We start from the raw sequence: 20155 nt of genomic DNA, 5'->3' as shown, positions 1-20155 counted from the left end.
TCTTTATTTTTTGTTTTATATTACCATGCAGAGTTAATTAATACTTCTTCTCCGTATCCTCCGTTAAGTTTTTGAGGGTTAGTCGAATTGTAAGCTCTTTGAACACGGATTCCTCTAATTCCCAATTCTCTTGCAGCTAAAATATCATCGTCACTGTCTCCGTAGTGAATAGATACATTATGTTTTTTGATGTAGAATGATTTATCGTATTTGAATCCTCCTGTAGGAGTATCGGCTGTATATTCTACATAAACTTCTTTCGGCAAATCAAAATATCTTTGTAATGTTTTTGAAAGTTTTGTGGAAGTATAATTTTTATCTTTAGAATGTTTAGTTCTTCCTGTTATAAAGAATACATTATCTCCTCTTTCCAAGTGCATTTTTATAAGATCTTTTGCAGACTGCTTAGGGATAGAATGTTCATCACCGTTTTCAGCAACATAATCCCAGAATTTTTGATTGTAAAGGTAGCTTATTGCCCCTCTTTTATCTCCCGGAATTTGGAAATAATGTTGCCCGTAAATGAAGTAACCGCTTGAGTGTAGTAATGTATCATCAATATCAAAACTTACATTAATAGGCCCTTTTCCTTCCAAACTTTTTTTAATATCTTCTACAGATATAAAGTGAACAGCTTTCTGAACTTTGTCAGTTGAGTAAAATCCTTCATGAGTATAAGGTACTTTAGGACCTGCTGCAAATAATGTGCTTGATGACAAAATTGCCAAAGCTAATAATAATTTTTTCATAAATCCTCCTAAAAAATTTGTATATAATATATTATAACCCGATTTTTAAAAATTACTATTATTTTAAAATTAATTTATAATTAATTTTATCGAAATGATATAAAAATTTTGTTATTTATAAATTACCATGCAGAGTTAATTAACACTTCTTCTCCATATCCTCCGTTAAGATTCTGTCTATTTGTGGAATTATAGGCTCTCTCTACACGTATACCTCTGATTCCTACTTCTCTTGCAGCTAAAATATCGTCATCACTGTCTCCGTAGTGAATAGATATATTATGTTTTTTGATATAGAATGATTTATCGTATTTGAACCCTCCTGTAGGAGTAGCAGCAGTATATTCTACGTAAACTTCTTTCGGCAAATCGAAAAATCTCTGTAATGTTTTTGAAAGTTTTGTGGAAGTATAATTTTTGTCTTTGGAATGTTTGGTTCTTCCTGTTATAAAGAAAACGTGATCTCCTCTTTCCAAGTGCATTTTTATAAGATCTTTTGCAGATTGTTTCGGAATAGAATGTTCATCGCCGTTTTCAGCAACATAATCCCAGAATTTCTGATTTTTTAAATAACTTCTTTCTCCTCTTTCGTCACCCGGAATCTGAAAATGATATTGACCGTATATGAAATAACCGCTTGAATGAACAAGAGTGTCGTCTATATCGAAACTTACATTAATAGGTCCTTTTCCTTCCAGACTCTTTTTAATATCTTCTACAGATATAAAATGAACGGCTTTCTGAACATTCTCGGTTGAGTAAAATCCTTCATGAGTATAAGGTACTTTAGGTCCTGCAGCAAATAATGTACTTGATGATAAAATCGCCAAAACTAATAATAATTTTTTCATAGATCCTCCTAATAAATTTTGTATATAATATATTATAGCCTGATTTTGATATTTTTCATTAATTATAAACTGTTTAAAAATTAAATTTAATTAAGAAATTTACAAAATAATAGTCGTATTATATAATAAGATTACAATTATGAAAGGATATGTGCATATGAAAAACAAGAAAGATAATATATTTGAAGAAATATATAAAATTGTAAGAAAAATACCTTGCGGGAAAGTTGCTACATATGGTCAGATTGCGATTATGATAGGAAATCCGAGACTTTCAAGAGTGGTAGGATATGCAATGAGCAGTTGCCCTTATAAAGATGTGCCTTGTCATAGAGTAGTAAACAGATTCGGAGAGTTGGCAAAAACGTTCGGAGAAAACGGAAGTGAAGAGCAGAAAATCCGTTTGGAAAATGAAGAAGTCTATGTGGAAGAAAGCGGATGTGTAGATTTGAAGGAATATATATGGAATGGAAAATAGCAGAAAATAAAAACACGATAAAAAGACTGCTTTTAGATAAATTTATTATCTCTAAACAGTCTTTTTGTTTAAATTAATGTTTAGTTTCAATCTGATTATCATTAATAAGCTGTTCTGCTATCCATTCTGCGACTTTTCCTGTAATTTCCACACAATGACGTTTTCTTTCAGGACTTTTGAAATCGTCTCCCCGCCATTTTCTTGTCATAACACGACAGCAGCATGAACCGTATTCCTTTATGATATAGTCATGAAGGCTTTTGGACATTTCAAACATTTTCTCCTGCATCGCTTCCCCTTGAGTTCTGCCGTAGACAATACCTAAAGCCATTTGTCCTCCCGATACGGCACCGCATAAACAGCCTGCTTTACCCATTCCTATAGGAAATCCGCTTGCCATTTTAACTACTTCAGGCGGATAAGGCTGACCTAAATAATTGTTTAAAACAGTTATAACAGCTTCACTGCAGAAAAAAGTACCGTTTTCATAAAGTTCTTCGGCTTCTTCTTTGACTTTTGCAATAATTTCTTCTTTTGTATAATTTTTAGTATCAATTTTTCCCATTGTTTTTCCCTCCTGTTTTCAGTTTTTTCTCCAAAAAATAGTTACTCTAATAAATTTTATCCTGAATCGGAAAAAAATCAATATAAGAAAAAAGAATACAGTATTTAAAAATAAGATATATTAAAATCGTCAAAAATAATGTATAAATATTGTATGTAAAAATCAAAACGATTAAAGGAGAATTAAAATGAAAAAATTTTTGGAAAAATATCCTGTACCTATTTCAGGATTGGCACTGGGAATGGCAGCTTTAGGAAACTTGTTAAAGAGTTATGGAGAAACTCCCAGAAATTTATTAGGGATTATAGCATTTATTATAATTTTGTTGCTTACGATAAAAATATTATCGAATCTTGAAGGATTTAAAAAAGTTATGGAAAATCCTGTTATATCAGGAAGTTTTGCTACGTATTCCATGGCTATAATTATTTTATCAGCATATTTGCCGAATAAAGCTGTCGGGATTGTTTTCTGGTATATCGGAATTTTGATACATGTATTACTGATTGTCCAGTTCAGTGTAAAATATATACCGAAACGTAATATAGAAACAGTTTTTACAACATGGTTTATTGTTTATGTAGGGATCGTAACAGTGAGTGTAACTGCACCTTGGTATAAAATGCCTGTGTTCGGAAAAGCAGCTTTCTGGTTCGGATTTGTAACATATATAGTGTTATTGCCGATAGTATTATACAGAGTATTGAAAGTAAAGAAAATATCTGAACCTGCAACACCTACTTTTGCAGTTTTTGCAGCACCTGCGGCACTTTTACTTGCAGGATATATAAGCAATTTCCCTGAAAAAAACTTTATTATCTTTAATTTGCTGATTTTCTTGACAACTTTATTTTACGTGATGGTACTTATTTCTATGCCGAAATTATTAAAATTGAAATTTTATCCGAGTTTCTCGGCATTTACATTCCCTCTCGTAATAAGCGGATTGGCCTTAAAACTTATGACAGGTGTATTCAAGAAGGTCGGACTAAATGTTTCTGTACTTGCCAAAGTTGTCAATCTGACTGAAATAATAGCATTAGTTGCCGTAATTTATGTCTTTGTAAAGTATTTGCAGTTTATTTTTCAAAAAGAATAAACGGAAAAATAAGAAAGAAAATATCTAAATTTAAAGGTTTCAATGATAAAATATATTTATAAAATAGAGATGGGAGACTAATTATGAAAAGAAAAAAATTGAAATTAATGTTGTTTTTGTTCGGAATATTTTCGTTAGTTGCGACAGGAGCTGTAACAAAAGAGGTAAATACAGATAAAACTGATAAAAATACACCTGTTTCTGCAAATAAACAGGAAATAAAGATATAGCCGAGTAATAAAACTGAAAAAGGTTATGATTTGAATTTTAATACTCAAAATTATACAAAAAAGACAGCAGAAGTAAACGGGAAAACAATAGAATACAGAGCATATGAAAATATAGTTTATGTAAAAAATCCTGTGGATGTAAATTATCAGACTATAAATATTTATATACCCGAGGAGTATTTTAACAACAAATCTGTAGGAAAATATAATGCGAAAAATGCACCGATATTTTTTCCGAACAGTGTCGGCGGATATATGCCGGGAGCTGCGGGAACTGTTGGGATGGATAAAAGAAGCGGTAAAGAAAATGCTTAGGGGGTATGTAATTGCAGCACCGGGAGCAAGAGGAAGAACGCTGAAAGACGAGCAGGGAAATTATACAGGAAAAGCACCTGCAGCTATTATTGACTTGAAAGCGGCAGTCCGTTATCTGCATTATAATGATAAGACTATGCCCGGTAATGCCGACAGAATTATTTCCAATGGGACAAGTGCGGGAGGAGCATTATCGGCACTGTTAGGAGCTACAGGAAACAGTAAGGATTATGAGCCTTATTTAAAGGAGTTGGGAGCGGCTGAAGCAAAAGACGATATTTTTGCCGTATCGGCTTATTGTCCGATAACCAATCTCGATAATGCCAATGAAGCATATGAATGGATATTTAACGGTGTAAACGATTATAAGAAAATAAATATAACTATGCTGGACTATAATGTTCAGAGAAAAGAAGTCGAAGGAAAACTGACCGAAGACGAAATAAAAAGATCGGCAGACCTTAAAGCCCTATTTCCTCAGTATTTAAATAGTTTAAAGTTAAAAGACAAAAGCGGAAAATTGTTGACACTTGACAAGAATGGGAACGGAAGTTTCAAAGAACAGATAAAGAAATATTATATTGATTCTGCAAATAAAGCCTTAAAGGCAGGAACAGATTTGTCAACATTTAAGTTTCTTACAATAAAAAATAACAAAGTAGTCGATTTGAATTTTGACGAATATGTGAAATATATGGGAAGAATGAAAACTCCGGGAGCATTTGATAATGTTGATTTGTCTACAGGAGAAAATAATCTTTTCGGAGATAAGACTGTGGATAATAAGCATTTTACCAAATATATGTTGGAACACAGCACGACAAACGGTCAAATGGCTGAAAAAAATATAATAAAGATGATGAATCCTATGTATTATATAGGCACAAAAGGTGCAACTGTTTCCAAATACTGGAGAATAAGACACGGTGCGATTGATAGAGATACTTCTTTAGCTATTCCGGCTATATTGGCATTAAAACTTGAGAATACAGGTAAAAACGTGGATTTTGCATCTCCTTGGGCTACAGGACATTCAGGAGACTATGATTTGGATGAGTTGTTTACTTGGGTAGACGGGATTGTTAGATAGGTATAAGAATATAAGATAAGTAATTTATAAAATAAAATATTTTATTTTAAAAAATGCAAAAAATTAATTGCATTTTTTTTTTTTTTGATAAAATATTAATGTAAATAAATATAGAATAAAGAAAAAAATTGTAAATAAATAAAAAGAAAATATAGAAAGGAGGAAAAATGAAGAAATTAATAATATTAATAATGTTAGTAATTGCAGTTCCAAGTTTATCATGTGAAGTAACTATAAATATGAATACTAAAAATGTAATAGCTTTTGAACCGTACTTAACTATTTTTATGTTTAGCGGAAGAACAAGCTCCAACATAGTTAAAACTGATTGTAATATTGAAAAAAGATGGTACATAGGAGTAAATATAAATTTTAATGTAATTAGAAAGAATAATATATCATGGAGTTTAAATAATAAGAATGGCGGTTATTTTAGAAACGGTAACAGTGAATTTTCAGCAATTTTTAATTCTGATCCTTTTGGAAATACACTTTTTTTAAGAAAAGGAAGTCCGTATGTTACTTTTAAAGGAATAAGTAAAGTCAGATATACTCAAGATAAGCATCTTATGTTAGATTAATAATAAAAATAAGGAGAGATTATGGAAGAAAAACAAAAAAATCCGTGGTATAAAAGTACACCCGGATTAGTATTAATTGTGTTATTTTGGTATGTTTTAGTACCTGTTGTAATTTATCAAAGTAAAATGGAAAAAAAGAAAAAAATTATGTACGGAAGTATTTATATATTTGCTATGATATTATTTTACGGTTCAATTTTTCTTAGTGAAAATAAATCAAGTGTTTCAAAGAGAGAAGAAACAAAAAATAATGAAATAGCAAAATCAGAAGAGCTACAAAAATTATCTCAAGAAAAAGCCAAACTTGAAGAAGAAAAAAGAAATTTGGAAATACGAAAAAATGTTGAGACTGAAAAGAATAGAATAATTAATGAAATTGTAAGAACATGGGATAAAGCAGATAAAGTATTAGCAGAATATTTAGAAAGTACAAAGACAAATGTAGATCCTTATGATTTTTATTATAAAGGAAAGGAAAGTCTTACTATTACACAGGAAACACTTTCAGAATTTCAAAATTTGAATTGTAATATAACAGGAGATGAAAATTTTGATAATAAATGTAAAAAAACAATTACAAGTGGAATAAAAGTTTTAAAGACAAGAATAGTATATTTTCAAAAAGCTACAGATGCAATGTATAAAATACTAACAGATAGCACGCCTGATAAAGAAGAGATAAATCAAATATCATCATCTGCCAACGATACACTTGATGAAGCTGTGAAGTTATTTCAAAATTTTAAGTTTGAAATACACGATTTAAAAAATTATTAAAGAAAGGAAATGAAATGTCTAAAAATAAGATTTGGCGTATAAATATGAAAAAACAACAGGAAATATTATTTAATGAAAATAACAGAAATCCCGAAGTAATTTTAAATGATGATATTCTTAATAATTATATTGGATTAGGATGGAGTTCAAAAGAGGGTTTTGATAAAGATATACAGGAGAAAGATTTCGAAGTAGAAGAGATAGTAAATAAAATAAGAGCAGAACTTAATAAAGAAGTAGATTTAGAAAAAAGAAATGATGATTTGAAACATTTTAATACAGATATTCAGAGTATATTTATTGAAGGAATGAAAATAGAAGATTTTGTTTGGATAAAGTTTGGCAAGATATATAGACTTGGAAAAATTACAGGCGAATGTAGATATAATTTGGGAAGCAAGTATATACCTGGAAAATATCAAATAGGTTTTTATAGGAAAGTTGAAATATTAAATAGAGATTTTGATGAATTAGAGATTCCAAAAAAAGTTATTGCAAGTTTTAAAGTTCGGCGTGCTGTGCAGAGAATAGAAGATGAAACGGACGGCAGTATTATTAAACATTGTGAAAGCTGCTATAATTAAACAGTGTTGCAAATAAAAACTAAATTTTAAGAAGAGAATTTAATAATACAAAAAGATTTATTTCAAAACAAAAACTTGAGATAAATCTTTTTTTCCCGAAACCCGCCCTCGATATTATTAAAACAGTACGTGGTAGTAACATTACTCTATAACTGTACTCGTGTAACAATACTGAGGATAACAATAAAAAAGATTGTAACTCCTCCGAATTACCCGATATTCCGTGACAGGGAAAAAGTTGTACTCGCTTTTAATAAATCTACACCTAAATATTCTATAAAGAAAAATTATTCTATTAAATCGGTAAGCCAGTTTGCCTGCTGCAACGCTGTATCCGTTTCTCTGATTTTCTTGGATAAATTATCGACTTCCTTTTGTAAAGAGGGTACATCTACGGTACTTAATATTTTAATTTCTTTACTTGAATAGAGTTCTACTTTTTGGCTTGCCTGTTGTAAAAAAGTCCTCATAATATTGGCTTTTAGAGTTAAAGTATCTCTTTCCGCTATTAAATCGACTAAAGTTACGCCGTTTGAAGTAGCAGTACAGTTTGTTTTATTGATTTTCTTTATAAGAGAAGTCAGCTCGTCAATGCAACTGTTGAGTTCAGAAATCAGTGTTACGGGATTTTCTGTAGGAGTGTCATTTTCCTGAACTTTTGCATTGTTATTGAGTCTGATACGCAACTGTTCTATTCTTTTCTGCAAATCCGCTCTTAAAATGAGAGCTTCAGCTAATTTCATATGAAACCTCCGTTTTTATTTTATTATAATTGATTGGGGAGGGAATGTCAAATTTTTAGAGGACAAAACAGTTAATATAGTAATTAAAAAAAATGAAAATTTGGGTTGCAAAAAATAAAATATAGGTTTGAGAGTAGTGTAAATTCAGATAGTATTCAAACTTATAAAATTATAGTTAGCTCTACATTTTTGTTTGAGAGTAGTGTAAATATAGTAAATAATTTCTAAACAAAGATAAGCAAATGGTAATAAAAAATCCTTTAAAAAAAACTCTTTACAAATTCCCCAAAATAATATATAATTAATTTAAAATTAATCATTTGTAAAGGTGAAATAAAATATGGGGTTGATCAAGAAAATAGAGGGGTATAAAGAAAATTTCTGTAAGAAGTCAAAATTTTCAGAAAAATTTAAGAATATTGAAAATAAAAACACGATTGTATTTATCGGCTTAATTGCCGTGTTTCTTATGGTTTTTATATTTCAAACAAGTCACACAGAGAATATTTATGCAACTTCAAAAAAGCAGAATGTATATAAAACGGAAAGTAATAATACAAGAGAAAATGTGAAAAATTCACTTCATGAGGAAACGGAAAAATTAAAAGATAATAAAATTCAAGAAGAAACAGAACAGAAAGATTTAAAGATTTCTATTGGAGAGAAAATCGAGAGAGAAGCAAAGAGAAATATTATCTCGATCAGAAACGAGAGTGCTGCGAGAAAAGCATACGCAAAGAATGAAAATAGAAATTCGGCAATATATTACACAAAATATAATACAAGGATTGATAACTATGAAAGAGAAGATATTAAAAGTCAGGGAATATCAGAAAAGTTTTATTGGCCTGTAGGCTCTCAAAATATAACAAGTAAATACGGAGAAAGAATACATCCTATTTTGAAAGAGAGAAAATTTCACAGAGGAATAGATATCGGAGAAAAATTCGGAGCTGAAGTGAGGTCGGCTGTAAAAGGTATCGTCACTTATTCAGGAGAAAAAGGAAATTACGGAAAAATGGTAGAAGTTACTTCGGAAAAAGGTATTGTAACGAGATATGCTCACTTAAGTAAAATATCGGTGGAAAAGGGAGAAATAGTTTCACAAGGGTATATACTCGGAAACGTAGGAAGCACAGGAATGTCTACAGGACCGCATTTGCATTTTGAGATAATGATTGACGGAAAGCCTTTAGATCCTATGGAATTTGAATATTATCAATGATTTTTTACTCCTAAAAATTTTACTCCGTCCCTGTATATACATTTTTTTGACAAAATCCGAAAAATATTATAGAATATTGTCATAAAACAATTAAACTTCAGGGCAGGGTGAAATTCCCGACCGGCGGTATAGTCCGCGAGCTTTTATGAGCATGAACCGGTTAAATTCCGGTACCGATAGTAAAGTCTAGATGGAAGAAGTTAGAATATAAATAATAGTTATTTTTGTTAGAAATAATCGTGCTTATAAATAACCCATTTTTGAGTTGAAATTTTTATTAAAAGCAGGAATTATTAAAAATATCCGAATTATATATAATTAATCAGGCAGTTTGTTATTTAAAAAATTTCCTGATTAAATTGGTTAAAGTAATTCTGAATAAAAAACTGTTATTATATTATTAAAAGTCCCGGGATTTTAATTAATCCTGTTTTTTATTACCTGAAAATTGTTTTAAATAAAATTATTTTGGGAGGAAAAATGAAAAAATTTGAAGGGAAGTTTAATGGAAAAGATTTAAAAATCGGTATTGTAGCAGGAAGGTTTAACGAATTTATTACTTCAAAATTAGTCGAAGGTGCAACGGATGTACTTAAGAGAAATGAAGTTCTTGAAGAAAGTATCGAAATTGCTTGGGTACCGGGAGCATTTGAAATACCTCTTATAGTCAAAAAGATGATAAATGCAAAAAAATATGATGCAATAATAACTCTCGGAGCGGTAATAAAAGGATCTACACCTCATTTTGATTATGTTTGTGCAGAGGTATCCAAAGGTGTTGCTCAATTATCTTTACAATACGATATTCCTGTTATATTCGGAGTATTGACTACGAATAATATAGAGGAAGCAATAGAAAGAGCAGGAACAAAGGCAGGAAATAAAGGTTCGGAAGCGGCATTTGCAGCGATTGAAATGGCAAATCTGATGAAAGAAATAGTATAAAAATTAAAATTATAGAAAGATAGAAAAGATTATGAATAAAAAAATTAATGAAAAGGACTATAATGTTAACAATGAAGATGTCAAATATATGAAAATAGCTTTGGAACTTGCAAAAAAAGGATTGGGGAGGGTAAATCCCAATCCTCTGGTAGGAGCTGTTATAGTGAAAGACGGCAAAATTATAGGAGAGGGCTATCATAAAATGTTCGGAGAAGCTCACGCAGAAGTTCATGCCATTGAAAATGCAGGAGAAGAGACAGAAAGTGCTACTATCTATGTAACTCTGGAGCCTTGTTCTCATTACGGAAAAACACCTCCCTGTGCTGAAAAGATTATAAAAGCAGGAATAAAAAGGTGTGTTATAGGTTCGGGTGACCCTAATCCAGAAGTTGCAGGAAAAGGAATTGAAATGCTTAAAAATTCAGGGATAGAAGTAACCGAAAATGTTTTGAAAAAAGAATGTGATGAGTTAAATCAAGTCTTTTTTAAGTATATAAAATCAAAAATTCCTTATTTATTTTTAAAATGCGGTATAACTCTGGACGGAAAAATAGCTCTTTCAAACGGTGAGTCTAAATGGATAACTAATGAAAAAGCAAGAGAAAAAGTTCAATATTACAGAAATAAATTTATGGGAATAATGGTAGGGATAAATACAGTTTTATATGATAATCCGAGTTTGACGGCAAGAATAGAAAACGGAGTCGATCCTTTCAGAATAATAATCGATCCGAATTTAAGAATAACTGAAGATTACAATATTATAAAAAATAACAGCGATGGGAAAACTGTAATTGTTACTTCTGTTATAAACAAGAATAGTGATAAAGTCAAAATATTTAAAGAGAGAAAAAAATTAAAATTTATTTTTTTAAAAGGAAAAAATTTTCTTATGAGGGATATTTTGGAGGAAATAGGAAAAGAAGGAATCGACTCGGTATTGCTTGAAGGAGGAGAAAAACTCATATCGAAGGCTTTTTCCGAAAAAGTTATTGATGGAGGAGAAATTTTTATTTCCAATAAAATATTTGGAGACAAAACAGCAAAATCATTCATTTCAGGATTTACAAAAATAAATACTGATGAAGCAATAACTTTGAATAATATAAAATATAATATCTATGATAATAATATAGGAGTAGAGTTTTATTTCAAAAAGTATGATGAAAGTTAGGAGAAAATATGTTTACAGGATTAATAGAAGGACCGGGAGAAGTTATTAATGTTTTGAAAAAGCCTTTAGGAATGGAGATAACGATAAAAGGAAACAATGTAGCTGAAAAAGTTGAGAGAGGCGACAGTATAGCTGTAAACGGAGTGTGTCTTACAGTAACTTCTTTCAGTAAAAATACTTTTACTGCTGACGTAATGTTTGAGACGATAAAAAGGAGCGGACTGAAAAGACTGAAAACAGGAGAAAAAGTAAATCTTGAAAAATCCGTAACATTATCCACATTTCTTGGAGGACATCTTGTTATGGGTGATGTAGACTGTGAAGCTGAAATTTTATCAATTATTTCTAAAGGGATAGCAAAAATTTATGTATTTTATTTAGAAGAAAAAGATAAAAAATACATGCAATATATTGTAGAAAAAGGGAGAATAACGATAGACGGAGCAAGTTTGACAGTAATAGATGTAAATGATGAAAAAAGAACGTTTTCGGTATCATTAATTCCTCATACAATAAAAAATATTATTTTAGGAGGAAAAAAATCAGGAGATTTTGTAAATGTCGAAACGGATTTATTTGGAAAATATGTAGAAAAAATTTTGAAATTTTCTGAATATGAAAAAGAGCAAAATAGAAAATCGAAAATAACACCTGAATTTTTAAGAGAAAACGGTTTTTAACAAAACAAAAAGAGGTGAAAAAAATGGACAGTAAATTTAACACGATAGAAGAAGCATTGGAAGATATAAAGAAAGGGAAAGTTATAGTAATTGTAGATGACGAAGACAGGGAAAATGAAGGAGATCTGTTTTTGCCTGCTCAGTCGGCTACTTATAAGATGATAAATTTTATGATAAATAAAGCAAGAGGATTGATGTGCGTTCCTTTATCCCGAAGAAGAGCGGAAGAACTGGAGCTGGGTCCTATGAACAGAGTAAACACTGATCATCATGAAACAGCTTTTACTACTTCTGTTGATGCTTATGAAGGAACAGTTACAGGAATATCCGTTGCAGACAGATTGAAAACAATTACCGATTTGGGGAATTTGGAGAAAAAAGCAAAAGATTTCAGAAAACCCGGGCATATTTTTCCTTTAATTGCTAAAGAAAAGGGAGTGTTGGAAAGAAAAGGACATACCGAAGCAGCTGTGGATTTATCAAGAATAGCTGGATTTTCAGAAGTAGGTGTAATAATGGAAATCTTAAATGAAGACGGAACTATGGCGAGAAGAGACGAGTTATTTGAATTTTGTACAAAATACAATCTGAAAATAATAACAATAGACGATTTAATATTGTATAGAAAAAATAACGAAAAATTAGTAAAAAAAGAGGCAGAAGTAAACATTTTTACAAAATTCGGAAATTTTGATTTTGTCGGATATAGTGATAAAATTGAAAATAAAGAGTATATAGCAGTTATTAAAGGAGATATAAGAAATAAGGAAAATGTAAGTGTCAGACTTCATTCTGAATGTTTAACCGGGGATGTGTTCGGTTCCAAACGTTGTGATTGTCAGGAGCAGCTTCACAGATCTTTAAAAGAAATAGAAGAAAAAGGAGAAGGATTGCTGATTTATTTAAGACAGGAAGGACGAGGTATCGGAATAATCAACAAACTGAAAGCGTACAAATTGCAAGATGAAGGATATGATACTGTAGAGGCTAATCATCAGTTGGGATTTCAGGAAGATTTAAGAGATTACGCGGTAGCAGCACAAATAATAAAGGATCTCAAGGTAAAGTCGATATCCTTAAAAACAAATAATCCTTTGAAAATAGAAGGATTGAAAAAATACGGGATAAAGGTTGTAGCAAGGGAAGCAATCGAAATAAAATTTAATGAATTTGATAAAAAATATTTGAAAACAAAAAAAGAGAAAATGGGACATATTTTTATTCAAGAATTATAAAAGATTTATCTCTTGACAAAAAATAGAGAATCCACTATACTTTAAATAAGAAAAAGATTAAATTCAGGTGTTCCGTCGCCTTTAAGTGAAGAGACTATAAATTTGAGCTGCCTAAAAGGCGGCTTTTTTAGAAGAATGAGTCGGATTAAATGAAATTATATACAGTAAATGATGATAATATAGAATATCTTAAAAAATTTTAAATTATTGAAAGAAAAAGCAAAATTATATATGAATAAAAAGATTTTTGAGGTATAATCAAAGTGAAAATAGAAAAACAAATATAAGGAGCAGTTCAATATAATGGGATATATAAAAATTTTGGATGAAAGTGTGTCGAATATAATTGCGGCAGGAGAAGTAGTGGAAAATCCGGCATCAATGATAAAAGAAATGATAGAAAATTCTCTTGATGCGAAAGCTACTATTATAAAAATAGAAGTTTTTAAAGGCGGAATGGATGTCAAAATAAATGATAACGGTATAGGAATGGACAAAGACGATACTTTACTTTCTATTGAAAGACATGCTACTTCAAAAATTTCAACAAAAGATGATGTATTTAATTTAAATACTTACGGATTTAGAGGAGAGGCACTGGCATCTATTGCGGCAGTATCCAAACTTACGATAACAACACGTTCGGAGAATAGCTCCACAGGATATAAAATAGCAAGTTATGGAGGAGTAGTCAGAAAATTTGAAGAAGTTTCAAGAAATATAGGAACTGAAATAGAAGTAAGAGACTTATTTTATAATACTCCGGCGAGAAAGAAGTTTTTGAGGAAAGAGTCTACAGAATACAACAAAATAAAGGATATTGTATTAAAAGAAGCACTTGCTAACAGTGATGTTGCTTTTACATTGGAATTTGACGGAAAACAAAGTATAAATACAAGCGGAAAAGGAATAGAAAATGCAATACTTGAGCTTTTCGGAAAATCGGTTTTAAGAAATCTGAAAAAATTTGAATACGGTTATCTCGGTAATGTCGAAATATTGAGAAGCAGTAAAGATTATATATTTACTTATGTAAATAAAAGATATGTAAAGTCCAACACAATAGAAAGAGCGGTTATAGACGGATATTATACAAAACTGATGAAAGGAAAATATCCTTTTGTAATTATATTTTTTGATATTGACCCAAAAGAAATTGATGTAAATGTTCATCCGTCAAAAAAAATTGTAAAATTTTCCAATGATAAAATAGTTTATAAACAGATAAAAGATGCAATAGACGAATATTTTTATCAGAGCGACAGAGAAGGCTGGCAGCCGAATATAGATTTATTGAAAAAAAGTATAAATGTTGAAAATAAAGAGGAAAAAATAAAAGATTTATTTTCGGATGAAGTTATAAAAGGAGAAAGTCAGAAATTTTTCAGTTTTGAAACTCATGACGGAGATTTTTCAGCCGGGAATAAAATTCAGGAAAGAACTTTAGAAGAAATTATAGGCTCGAATGCAGAAAATAACGAAATAAAAGAGAATAAAGAAATTGAAAGTTCAAGGTTATTGCATGACACAGATGATTATATAATTGAAGAAATGAACAAAAATGAAAAAGTTTTTGAAAAATCCGATAAGATAAAGGAAGAATTGGAAATAAAAGAGGAAAGTATACGTGAAACAGGAAATGATTATAAAGTCGGGACATTTGAAAAGCATACAGGGGAGCAATTTACATATGATGTTTTGGGACAAATTTTCGATACATATATTCTTGTCAGAAAAAATAATGAATTGGAAATTTACGATCAGCATATTATCCATGAGAGAATACTTTATGAAGAATTGAAAGAAAAATTTTCGAGTAAAGAGCATAAATCTCAGCATTTGTTACTTCCTCAGAAAATGGAAGTGAGTGAAGTTGAAAAAAGTCTTATTTTTGATAATATTGAAGTATTTAATGAATTCGGTTTTGATATAGACGAATTTTCCAATAACGAGATAGTGTTCAGAGCGGTTCCGGCGTTTGACTTTAGAGACAGTATACAAAATGTATTTTTGAAATTGCTTTCGGATTTGAAAAGTGAGAGCGAAATAAAAGATTTGCGAGAGAATATTATTATTTCCATGTCGTGTAAGGGTGCAGTAAAAGCAGGTCAAAAACTCAATATGAACGAAATGCAGAATATGGTGAGAAGGCTTCACGAAGTAGGAAAATACACTTGTCCTCATGGTCGTCCTATTATAGTAAAGTTGACAAAAGACGACTTGGATAAGATGTTCGGAAGGAAAAAATAAAAATTTTATAAATATTCTATTTTAATGGCAATGTAACAAGTATGTAACAAAATAAAAAATGATGTCAATAAAATAAATACTTGAAAAAGATAATTGACAATAAAGGAAAAATATGATAAAGATTAGTATAATATGTATCGGTAAAATAAAAGATGCTTATATAAAAGAGGGCATTTCGGAATTTTCCAAAAGATTATCGAAATATGTTAATTTGAATATAATTGAATTGGCTGAAGAAGATGATAATAAGGGAATAGAAAATGCAATTATGAAAGAAACTGACAGGATAATCGATACAATTAATAAAAGAAATCAGTCTTATAATATATTACTTGATTTAAAGGGGAAAGCAAAAACATCTGAAGAAATGGCAAGAAATATTGAAAAATTGTCATTGACAAATAGTGAAATAAATTTTATAATAGGCGGTTCAAACGGGGCTAATGATAAATTGAGGGAAATTGTTGATTTCAGATTGAATTTTTCGTCATTTACTTTTCCGCATCAGTTGATGAGATTAATATTGATTGAGCAGATATATAGATGGATTTCAATAAACAAAAATATAAAATATCATAAATAATGGAGGGAGAATCTTATGTACTCTGTTGGTGAAGAATTTGAGAAGTTGATAGACGACGATATAGAGTATTTTACATGTTTAGCAAATATTACAGTTAAAGAGAAGGAATATTTGATTTGCGAAAATGAAGCAGGAGTTAAAAGAGTCTTTTGGTATGATACAAATGAAGAAGATTTGGTTATTTTAGATGAAGACGAAGAAGATGAAGTTTTAGAAATTTGGGAAGAAGAATATTACGGAACCGATAAAGATTATATGTATTGGAATGAAGATTTCGGAGAATACGACAAAGTTGTAAAAGAAGATGAGGATTTATCGGATCTGGATGATGTCGGTATAGATGAAATGGATGATTTGGAAGAAATAGGAAGTTTTGAAGAAGACGAAGAAGATATTGACGAGTTTTTGGACAATTTTCTTGATTAGAGAGTTTTTGTATGAAAATAAAAATAAAAAGTTCCGATTTATACGGACAAAATTATGAACAGAACTTTGAAGTGAAAAATTTTTTAAATTCCGAAAATAAAAAAGAAATTCATTATGAAGATGAATACGGAAAATGTAAAATTTTAAAATTTGACGATTTTGTGGAAATATACCGATACGGGCAAATAAACTCAAAACAGATATTTAAACAGAATAAAAAAACTTTTTTTACTTATTTTACAAAAGAATTTAAAGGAAAATACGAAATTTTCACAAAAATTATAATTATGGAAAATGAGAAAATATATCTTGAATATGATATAATTAACAATAACGAAATCTTTAACAGTATAAAATTGGAAATAACAGAATTAAATTAATAAGAAAGGAAAAGTGATGAGTAATCAAACAAATGAAAGTAACATTATAAGCGAAAAACTTAAAAAAGTTGAAGAATTGAAAGAGGCAGGTGTTGAGCCTTATGGAAGAAAATACGAAAAAATAAACAACATAGAAGAAGTTAATCAATATGATGAAACAAGTGATAAAGCGTTTAAAACCGCAGGAAGAATAGTGGCGTTCAGAAGAATGGGTAAAAACGGATTCGGGCATATTCAGGATCCGACAGGCAAACTTCAGTATTATGTAAAAAAAGATGAAGTAGGAGAAGAACAGTACGAGATATATAAAAAGTTAGGTTTAGGAGATTTTATAGGAATAGAAGGGACTTTATTTAGAACGCAGACAGGAGAATTGACACTGCGAGCAAAATCTTTTGAAGTTTTGTCGAAAAATATAAGACCTCTTCCTGAAAAATTTCATGGGCTTACAAATGTTGAAACAAGATACAGACAAAGATATGTCGATCTTGTAATGAACAGTGAAGTTATGGATACGATGAAAAAGAGATTTCAAATTGTGAGATTTTTCAGAAAATATTTGGAAGAAAAAGGATTTACAGAAGTAGAAACTCCTATGATGCACCCGATAGCAGGAGGAGCTACGGCAAGACCTTTTACTACTCACCATAATGCTTTGGATATGGAGCTATTTTTAAGAGTTGCTCCGGAACTTTATTTAAAAAGACTTCTTGTAGGAGGCTTTGAAAAAGTATTTGAAATAAACAGAAGTTTCAGAAATGAAGGAATATCAATCAAACACAATCCGGAATTTACTATGATGGAACTGTATCAGGCTTATGCTGATTATGTGGATATGATGAATATAACTGAAGATTTAATTTCAAAATTGACTTTTGAGTTGCACGGAACTTATGAAATAGAATATGAAGGCAAAAAAATCAATATGAAAAGCCCTTGGAGAAGGGTAAAAATGAAAGATATAGTAAAAGAAGTTACAGGATTTGACTTTGATACTGTTACAAGTGATGAAGATGCCGTTGCCAAAGCAAAAGAGTTACAAATACCTTTGGAAAAAGACAGAACATATACAAAATACGGTATATTGAATCTTATTTTTGAGGAAAAAGTAGAATCCACACTTATAAATCCTACTTTTATTATAGAATATCCGAAAGAAATTTCTCCTCTTTCAAAAAATAAAAAAGGAGAAACAGACTGGGTAGACAGATTTGAATTGTTTATATCAGGAAGAGAATTTGCCAATGCTTATTCGGAATTAAATGATCCGAGAGATCAGAAAGAAAGATTTGAAGAACAGGTAAAAATGAAAGAAGCGGGAGATGACGAAGCTCAAAATATGGATTTGGATTATATTAGAGCATTGGAATACGGAATGCCGCCTGCAGGAGGTCTCGGAATAGGAATTGACAGGCTTGTAATGCTTATGACAAATTCGGCATCTATAAGAGATGTTATACTATTCCCTACATTGAGAAAAGAAGATATAGAATTATAAAAATAAAGGACAATGAGTCAAATGATTAGAAAATTAATTTTTAGTTGTTTGACTTTTTGTTTTGAAAAAGCTTTAATAAACGGCAGATTGGATGCAAAAAAAGGGTTGGAAAAGTTAAATTAATAAAAATATAAGGATGAATAAAGTAAAAAGGTATATAGTAAAAAATATGATATTTAGGCTATAGAGGAGATGGATTTAAAATGAAAAAAACGAATATTCAGGAAATGCAAGTTCCGAAAGTGGCATTAGGAACATGGTCATGGGGATTCGGAGGAATTGCAGGAGGAGATACGATTTTTGGGAATCAGCTAGGGAAAGAAGAACTGAAACCTGTATTTGACAGAGCGATGGAATTGGGGTTGACTTTATGGGATACAGCCACAGTTTATGCAAGCGGTGCTTCCGAGACTATTTTGGGAGAATTTGTAAAAGACAGAAAAGATGCTATAATCTCGACTAAATTTACTCCGCAACTTGCTGAAGGAAGAGGAAATGATGCAATTTTTGAATTTTTGAATGAAAGTCTGAAAAGATTGGGCAAAGAAGTTATTGATATTTACTGGCTTCATAATACGGTAGATATGGAGAAATGGGTTCCTAAATTAGTTGATTTACTGAAATCAGGAAAAGTAAAAAAAGTCGGAGTCTCCAATCATAATTTAGAGCAAATTAAATATGTCGATAAAATTCTGAAAGAATCGGGATATAAATTACATGCAATACAAAATCATTACAGTTTATTGTACAGAACTGTTGAGACTTCAGGAATACTGGATTATTGTAAAGAAAATGAAATTGCCGTATTTTCTTATATGGTTCTTGAACAGGGAGCACTATCTGGAAAATACACTAAAGATAATCCGTTACCTTCGGGAACGAGAAGAGGGGAAGCATTTCCGCCGGAAATATTAGGGAAATTAGAGCCGTTATTTTATGAAATGAAAATTCTCGGAGGAAAATATCAGGCTACAGTGCCTGAAATTGCAACGGCTTGGGCAATAGCGAAAGGAACTATACCTATAATAGGAGTTACGAAAGTAGCACAGGTAGATGATGCTTCGAGGGCGGCAAATGTAGAATTAAGTGCCGAAGACATAGAATTACTTGACAGGGTTGCAACAGATACGGGAGTTACGATAAAAGGAGAATGGGAAAGCTCCATGTAAAATATTAACTGTAGAAATTAAAAAGTCTGTCCTAATAAAAAATTTTTTTAAGACAGGCTTTCTAAATTTAAAGTTTTTTTAGAAAATTTTTAAAAATATTTTCTTCAGTGTTCAAAACACCGAAAAATTTTTCATCAATATTTTCAACAATCGGAACAGACTTTTCCACAGTTTTTCTCCCTTTTAAAGTTAAAAAAACCGATTTTGCTCTTGTATCTTTACAGTGAACTTTTCTTTTTATAAAATCATTTTTCTCAAGTAAATTCAGTATTTGTGAAATAGTCATGACATCTATTCCTGAAATTTTGGAAATCATAATTTGAGTAACTTCTTTCTCTTTTTCAGAAAGATAAGAAAGCGATGTTAAAACTACAAACTGCGGATGAGTTATATTCAGTTTTTTCAGCTCATTTTTTATTATTGTATGCCATTTGTTATAAGTTCTCATAAATAAAAGTCCTGTAGAATCTTCCGAATCATTTTTATACTTAGAGGGAAACAACTGTATCACTTCCTTTTTATTTTCTA

The 20155-nt window shown here is 30.4% G+C and carries 24 protein-coding genes and 1 riboswitch; of the genes, 19 read left to right on the top strand and 5 right to left on the bottom strand.

Translation table 11 applies throughout. The annotated features are described in order from the left end of the window. Positions 1 to 20: 20 nt before the first annotated feature. Positions 21 to 749 (bottom strand): acid phosphatase AphA, encoded by a 729-nt coding sequence (aphA, locus tag FVE72_RS09805; protein WP_006807643.1) that lies wholly within the window; start codon positions 747 to 749, stop codon positions 21 to 23. Positions 750 to 871: 122 nt separating this feature from the next. Beyond that, entirely contained in the window at positions 872 to 1600 is a 729-nt protein-coding gene (gene aphA / locus FVE72_RS09800; RefSeq protein ID WP_026738186.1) for an acid phosphatase AphA, read from the bottom strand. A gap of 157 nt (positions 1601 to 1757) precedes the next feature. Between aphA (FVE72_RS09800) and FVE72_RS09795 the strand changes: the two genes are divergently transcribed. Further along, on the top strand, positions 1758 to 2078 hold the full coding sequence (locus FVE72_RS09795) for an MGMT family protein (RefSeq protein ID WP_026738185.1): 321 nt from the start codon (positions 1758 to 1760) through the stop codon (positions 2076 to 2078). 73 nt (positions 2079 to 2151) lie between these two features. Here the strand turns inward: FVE72_RS09795 and FVE72_RS09790 are convergent, their stop codons facing one another. Next, complete coding sequence (locus tag FVE72_RS09790) at positions 2152 to 2643, bottom strand: C-GCAxxG-C-C family protein (RefSeq protein WP_006807674.1); 492 nt, start codon at positions 2641 to 2643, stop codon at positions 2152 to 2154. 187 nt (positions 2644 to 2830) lie between these two features. Here FVE72_RS09790 and FVE72_RS09785 point away from each other — a divergent pair, with 187 nt between their 5' ends. From FVE72_RS09785 to FVE72_RS09765, 7 genes are all read left to right on the top strand, one after another. After that, a complete protein-coding gene (locus tag FVE72_RS09785; RefSeq protein ID WP_026738184.1) occupies positions 2831 to 3742 on the top strand; it encodes a TDT family transporter in 912 nt (303 codons plus the stop codon). A gap of 83 nt (positions 3743 to 3825) precedes the next feature. Continuing rightward, positions 3826 to 3972 (top strand): hypothetical protein, encoded by a 147-nt coding sequence (locus tag FVE72_RS11520; protein ID WP_232049449.1) that lies wholly within the window; start codon positions 3826 to 3828, stop codon positions 3970 to 3972. Between the two features lie 30 nt (positions 3973 to 4002). Further along, positions 4003 to 4287, top strand: coding sequence for a hypothetical protein (locus FVE72_RS11660; protein ID WP_373920385.1), 285 nt, complete (start codon positions 4003 to 4005; stop codon positions 4285 to 4287). Then, positions 4181 to 5377, top strand: coding sequence for a subtype B tannase (locus tag FVE72_RS09780; RefSeq protein WP_373920384.1), 1197 nt, complete (start codon positions 4181 to 4183; stop codon positions 5375 to 5377). Before FVE72_RS11660 ends, FVE72_RS09780 begins: the two co-directional genes overlap by 107 nt. Before the next feature lie 191 nt (positions 5378 to 5568). Continuing rightward, entirely contained in the window at positions 5569 to 5958 is a 390-nt protein-coding gene (locus FVE72_RS11230) for a hypothetical protein (RefSeq protein WP_154669375.1), read from the top strand. Between the two features lie 21 nt (positions 5959 to 5979). Next, positions 5980 to 6735, top strand: a complete 756-nt coding sequence (locus FVE72_RS09770) for a hypothetical protein (protein ID WP_006807634.1) — start codon at positions 5980 to 5982, stop codon at positions 6733 to 6735. Positions 6736 to 6749: 14 nt separating this feature from the next. Next, positions 6750 to 7319: a hypothetical protein gene (locus FVE72_RS09765; RefSeq protein WP_026738183.1), complete on the top strand. Its 570-nt coding sequence runs from the start codon at positions 6750 to 6752 to the stop codon at positions 7317 to 7319. 287 nt (positions 7320 to 7606) lie between these two features. Here FVE72_RS09765 and FVE72_RS09760 read toward each other — a convergent pair whose 3' ends face one another. Further along, the gene (locus FVE72_RS09760) at positions 7607 to 8062 is read right to left on the bottom strand and encodes a DIP1984 family protein (protein ID WP_026738182.1); all 456 of its coding nucleotides are present in this window, start codon (positions 8060 to 8062) and stop codon (positions 7607 to 7609) included. Positions 8063 to 8402: 340 nt separating this feature from the next. Here FVE72_RS09760 and FVE72_RS09755 point away from each other — a divergent pair, with 340 nt between their 5' ends. The 11 genes from FVE72_RS09755 to FVE72_RS09705 all read left to right on the top strand — a co-directional run bounded on the left by FVE72_RS09755 (position 8403) and on the right by FVE72_RS09705 (position 19627). Further along, positions 8403 to 9287, top strand: a complete 885-nt coding sequence (locus FVE72_RS09755; protein WP_051411789.1) for a M23 family metallopeptidase — start codon at positions 8403 to 8405, stop codon at positions 9285 to 9287. 89 nt (positions 9288 to 9376) lie between these two features. Continuing rightward, a riboswitch (FMN riboswitch) is annotated at positions 9377 to 9493 on the top strand. A gap of 274 nt (positions 9494 to 9767) precedes the next feature. Beyond that, positions 9768 to 10232, top strand: a complete 465-nt coding sequence (gene ribH / locus FVE72_RS09750) for a 6,7-dimethyl-8-ribityllumazine synthase (protein ID WP_026738181.1) — start codon at positions 9768 to 9770, stop codon at positions 10230 to 10232. A gap of 31 nt (positions 10233 to 10263) precedes the next feature. Continuing rightward, complete coding sequence (gene ribD / locus FVE72_RS09745; protein WP_232049448.1) at positions 10264 to 11406, top strand: bifunctional diaminohydroxyphosphoribosylaminopyrimidine deaminase/5-amino-6-(5-phosphoribosylamino)uracil reductase RibD; 1143 nt, start codon at positions 10264 to 10266, stop codon at positions 11404 to 11406. An 8-nt stretch (positions 11407 to 11414) separates the two neighbouring features. Continuing rightward, positions 11415 to 12086 carry a riboflavin synthase gene (gene ribE, locus FVE72_RS09740; protein ID WP_026738179.1) on the top strand — a complete coding sequence of 224 codons (672 nt, stop codon included), beginning with the start codon at positions 11415 to 11417 and terminating at the stop codon, positions 12084 to 12086. Positions 12087 to 12109: 23 nt separating this feature from the next. Next, the gene (locus FVE72_RS09735) at positions 12110 to 13321 is read left to right on the top strand and encodes a bifunctional 3,4-dihydroxy-2-butanone-4-phosphate synthase/GTP cyclohydrolase II (RefSeq protein ID WP_026738178.1); all 1212 of its coding nucleotides are present in this window, start codon (positions 12110 to 12112) and stop codon (positions 13319 to 13321) included. Positions 13322 to 13624: 303 nt separating this feature from the next. Next, positions 13625 to 15571, top strand: coding sequence for a DNA mismatch repair endonuclease MutL (gene mutL / locus FVE72_RS09730; protein WP_026738177.1), 1947 nt, complete (start codon positions 13625 to 13627; stop codon positions 15569 to 15571). A gap of 112 nt (positions 15572 to 15683) precedes the next feature. Next, positions 15684 to 16154 (top strand): 23S rRNA (pseudouridine(1915)-N(3))-methyltransferase RlmH, encoded by a 471-nt coding sequence (locus tag FVE72_RS09725; protein ID WP_036056211.1) that lies wholly within the window; start codon positions 15684 to 15686, stop codon positions 16152 to 16154. 15 nt (positions 16155 to 16169) lie between these two features. Then, a complete protein-coding gene (locus tag FVE72_RS09720; RefSeq protein WP_006807683.1) occupies positions 16170 to 16580 on the top strand; it encodes a hypothetical protein in 411 nt (136 codons plus the stop codon). A gap of 11 nt (positions 16581 to 16591) precedes the next feature. After that, positions 16592 to 16960, top strand: a complete 369-nt coding sequence (locus FVE72_RS09715) for a DUF1934 family protein (RefSeq protein ID WP_026738175.1) — start codon at positions 16592 to 16594, stop codon at positions 16958 to 16960. Positions 16961 to 16976: 16 nt separating this feature from the next. Then, on the top strand, positions 16977 to 18458 hold the full coding sequence (gene lysS, locus FVE72_RS09710; protein WP_026738174.1) for a lysine--tRNA ligase: 1482 nt from the start codon (positions 16977 to 16979) through the stop codon (positions 18456 to 18458). A gap of 203 nt (positions 18459 to 18661) precedes the next feature. Next, a complete protein-coding gene (locus tag FVE72_RS09705; RefSeq protein ID WP_026738173.1) occupies positions 18662 to 19627 on the top strand; it encodes an aldo/keto reductase in 966 nt (321 codons plus the stop codon). 67 nt (positions 19628 to 19694) lie between these two features. On the opposite strand, the gene FVE72_RS09700 is transcribed toward FVE72_RS09705, so the two are convergent. Beyond that, positions 19695 to 20129: a MarR family winged helix-turn-helix transcriptional regulator gene (locus tag FVE72_RS09700; protein ID WP_026738172.1), complete on the bottom strand. Its 435-nt coding sequence runs from the start codon at positions 20127 to 20129 to the stop codon at positions 19695 to 19697. Positions 20130 to 20155: the final 26 nt, after the last annotated feature.

The organism is Pseudoleptotrichia goodfellowii (genome assembly GCF_007990505.1).
Taxonomy (GTDB): Bacteria; Fusobacteriota; Fusobacteriia; order Fusobacteriales; family Leptotrichiaceae; genus Pseudoleptotrichia; species Pseudoleptotrichia goodfellowii.
The sequence above is the reverse complement of the archived record's forward strand: the minus strand, read 5'-3'. Positions and strand labels throughout refer to the sequence as shown.

Coding starts and splice junctions, on each gene's coding strand:
- FVE72_RS09765 (WP_026738183.1), top strand. CDS start 6,750: ATGTCTAAAAATAAGATTTGGCGTATAAATATGAAAAAACAACAGGAA.
- ribD (WP_232049448.1), top strand. CDS start 10,264: ATGAATAAAAAAATTAATGAAAAGGACTATAATGTTAACAATGAAGAT.
- mutL (WP_026738177.1), top strand. CDS start 13,625: ATGGGATATATAAAAATTTTGGATGAAAGTGTGTCGAATATAATTGCG.
- FVE72_RS09755 (WP_051411789.1), top strand. CDS start 8,403: ATGGGGTTGATCAAGAAAATAGAGGGGTATAAAGAAAATTTCTGTAAG.
- lysS (WP_026738174.1), top strand. CDS start 16,977: ATGAGTAATCAAACAAATGAAAGTAACATTATAAGCGAAAAACTTAAA.
- FVE72_RS09760 (WP_026738182.1), bottom strand. CDS start 8,062: ATGAAATTAGCTGAAGCTCTCATTTTAAGAGCGGATTTGCAGAAAAGA.
- ribH (WP_026738181.1), top strand. CDS start 9,768: ATGAAAAAATTTGAAGGGAAGTTTAATGGAAAAGATTTAAAAATCGGT.
- aphA (WP_006807643.1), bottom strand. CDS start 749: ATGAAAAAATTATTATTAGCTTTGGCAATTTTGTCATCAAGCACATTA.
- FVE72_RS09770 (WP_006807634.1), top strand. CDS start 5,980: ATGGAAGAAAAACAAAAAAATCCGTGGTATAAAAGTACACCCGGATTA.
- ribE (WP_026738179.1), top strand. CDS start 11,415: ATGTTTACAGGATTAATAGAAGGACCGGGAGAAGTTATTAATGTTTTG.
- FVE72_RS09725 (WP_036056211.1), top strand. CDS start 15,684: ATGATAAAGATTAGTATAATATGTATCGGTAAAATAAAAGATGCTTAT.
- FVE72_RS09790 (WP_006807674.1), bottom strand. CDS start 2,643: ATGGGAAAAATTGATACTAAAAATTATACAAAAGAAGAAATTATTGCA.
- FVE72_RS11230 (WP_154669375.1), top strand. CDS start 5,569: ATGTTAGTAATTGCAGTTCCAAGTTTATCATGTGAAGTAACTATAAAT.
- FVE72_RS09785 (WP_026738184.1), top strand. CDS start 2,831: ATGAAAAAATTTTTGGAAAAATATCCTGTACCTATTTCAGGATTGGCA.
- FVE72_RS11520 (WP_232049449.1), top strand. CDS start 3,826: ATGAAAAGAAAAAAATTGAAATTAATGTTGTTTTTGTTCGGAATATTT.
- FVE72_RS09705 (WP_026738173.1), top strand. CDS start 18,662: ATGAAAAAAACGAATATTCAGGAAATGCAAGTTCCGAAAGTGGCATTA.
- FVE72_RS09715 (WP_026738175.1), top strand. CDS start 16,592: ATGAAAATAAAAATAAAAAGTTCCGATTTATACGGACAAAATTATGAA.
- aphA (WP_026738186.1), bottom strand. CDS start 1,600: ATGAAAAAATTATTATTAGTTTTGGCGATTTTATCATCAAGTACATTA.
- FVE72_RS09720 (WP_006807683.1), top strand. CDS start 16,170: ATGTACTCTGTTGGTGAAGAATTTGAGAAGTTGATAGACGACGATATA.
- FVE72_RS09795 (WP_026738185.1), top strand. CDS start 1,758: ATGAAAAACAAGAAAGATAATATATTTGAAGAAATATATAAAATTGTA.
- FVE72_RS09735 (WP_026738178.1), top strand. CDS start 12,110: ATGGACAGTAAATTTAACACGATAGAAGAAGCATTGGAAGATATAAAG.
- FVE72_RS09780 (WP_373920384.1), top strand. CDS start 4,181: ATGCGAAAAATGCACCGATATTTTTTCCGAACAGTGTCGGCGGATATA.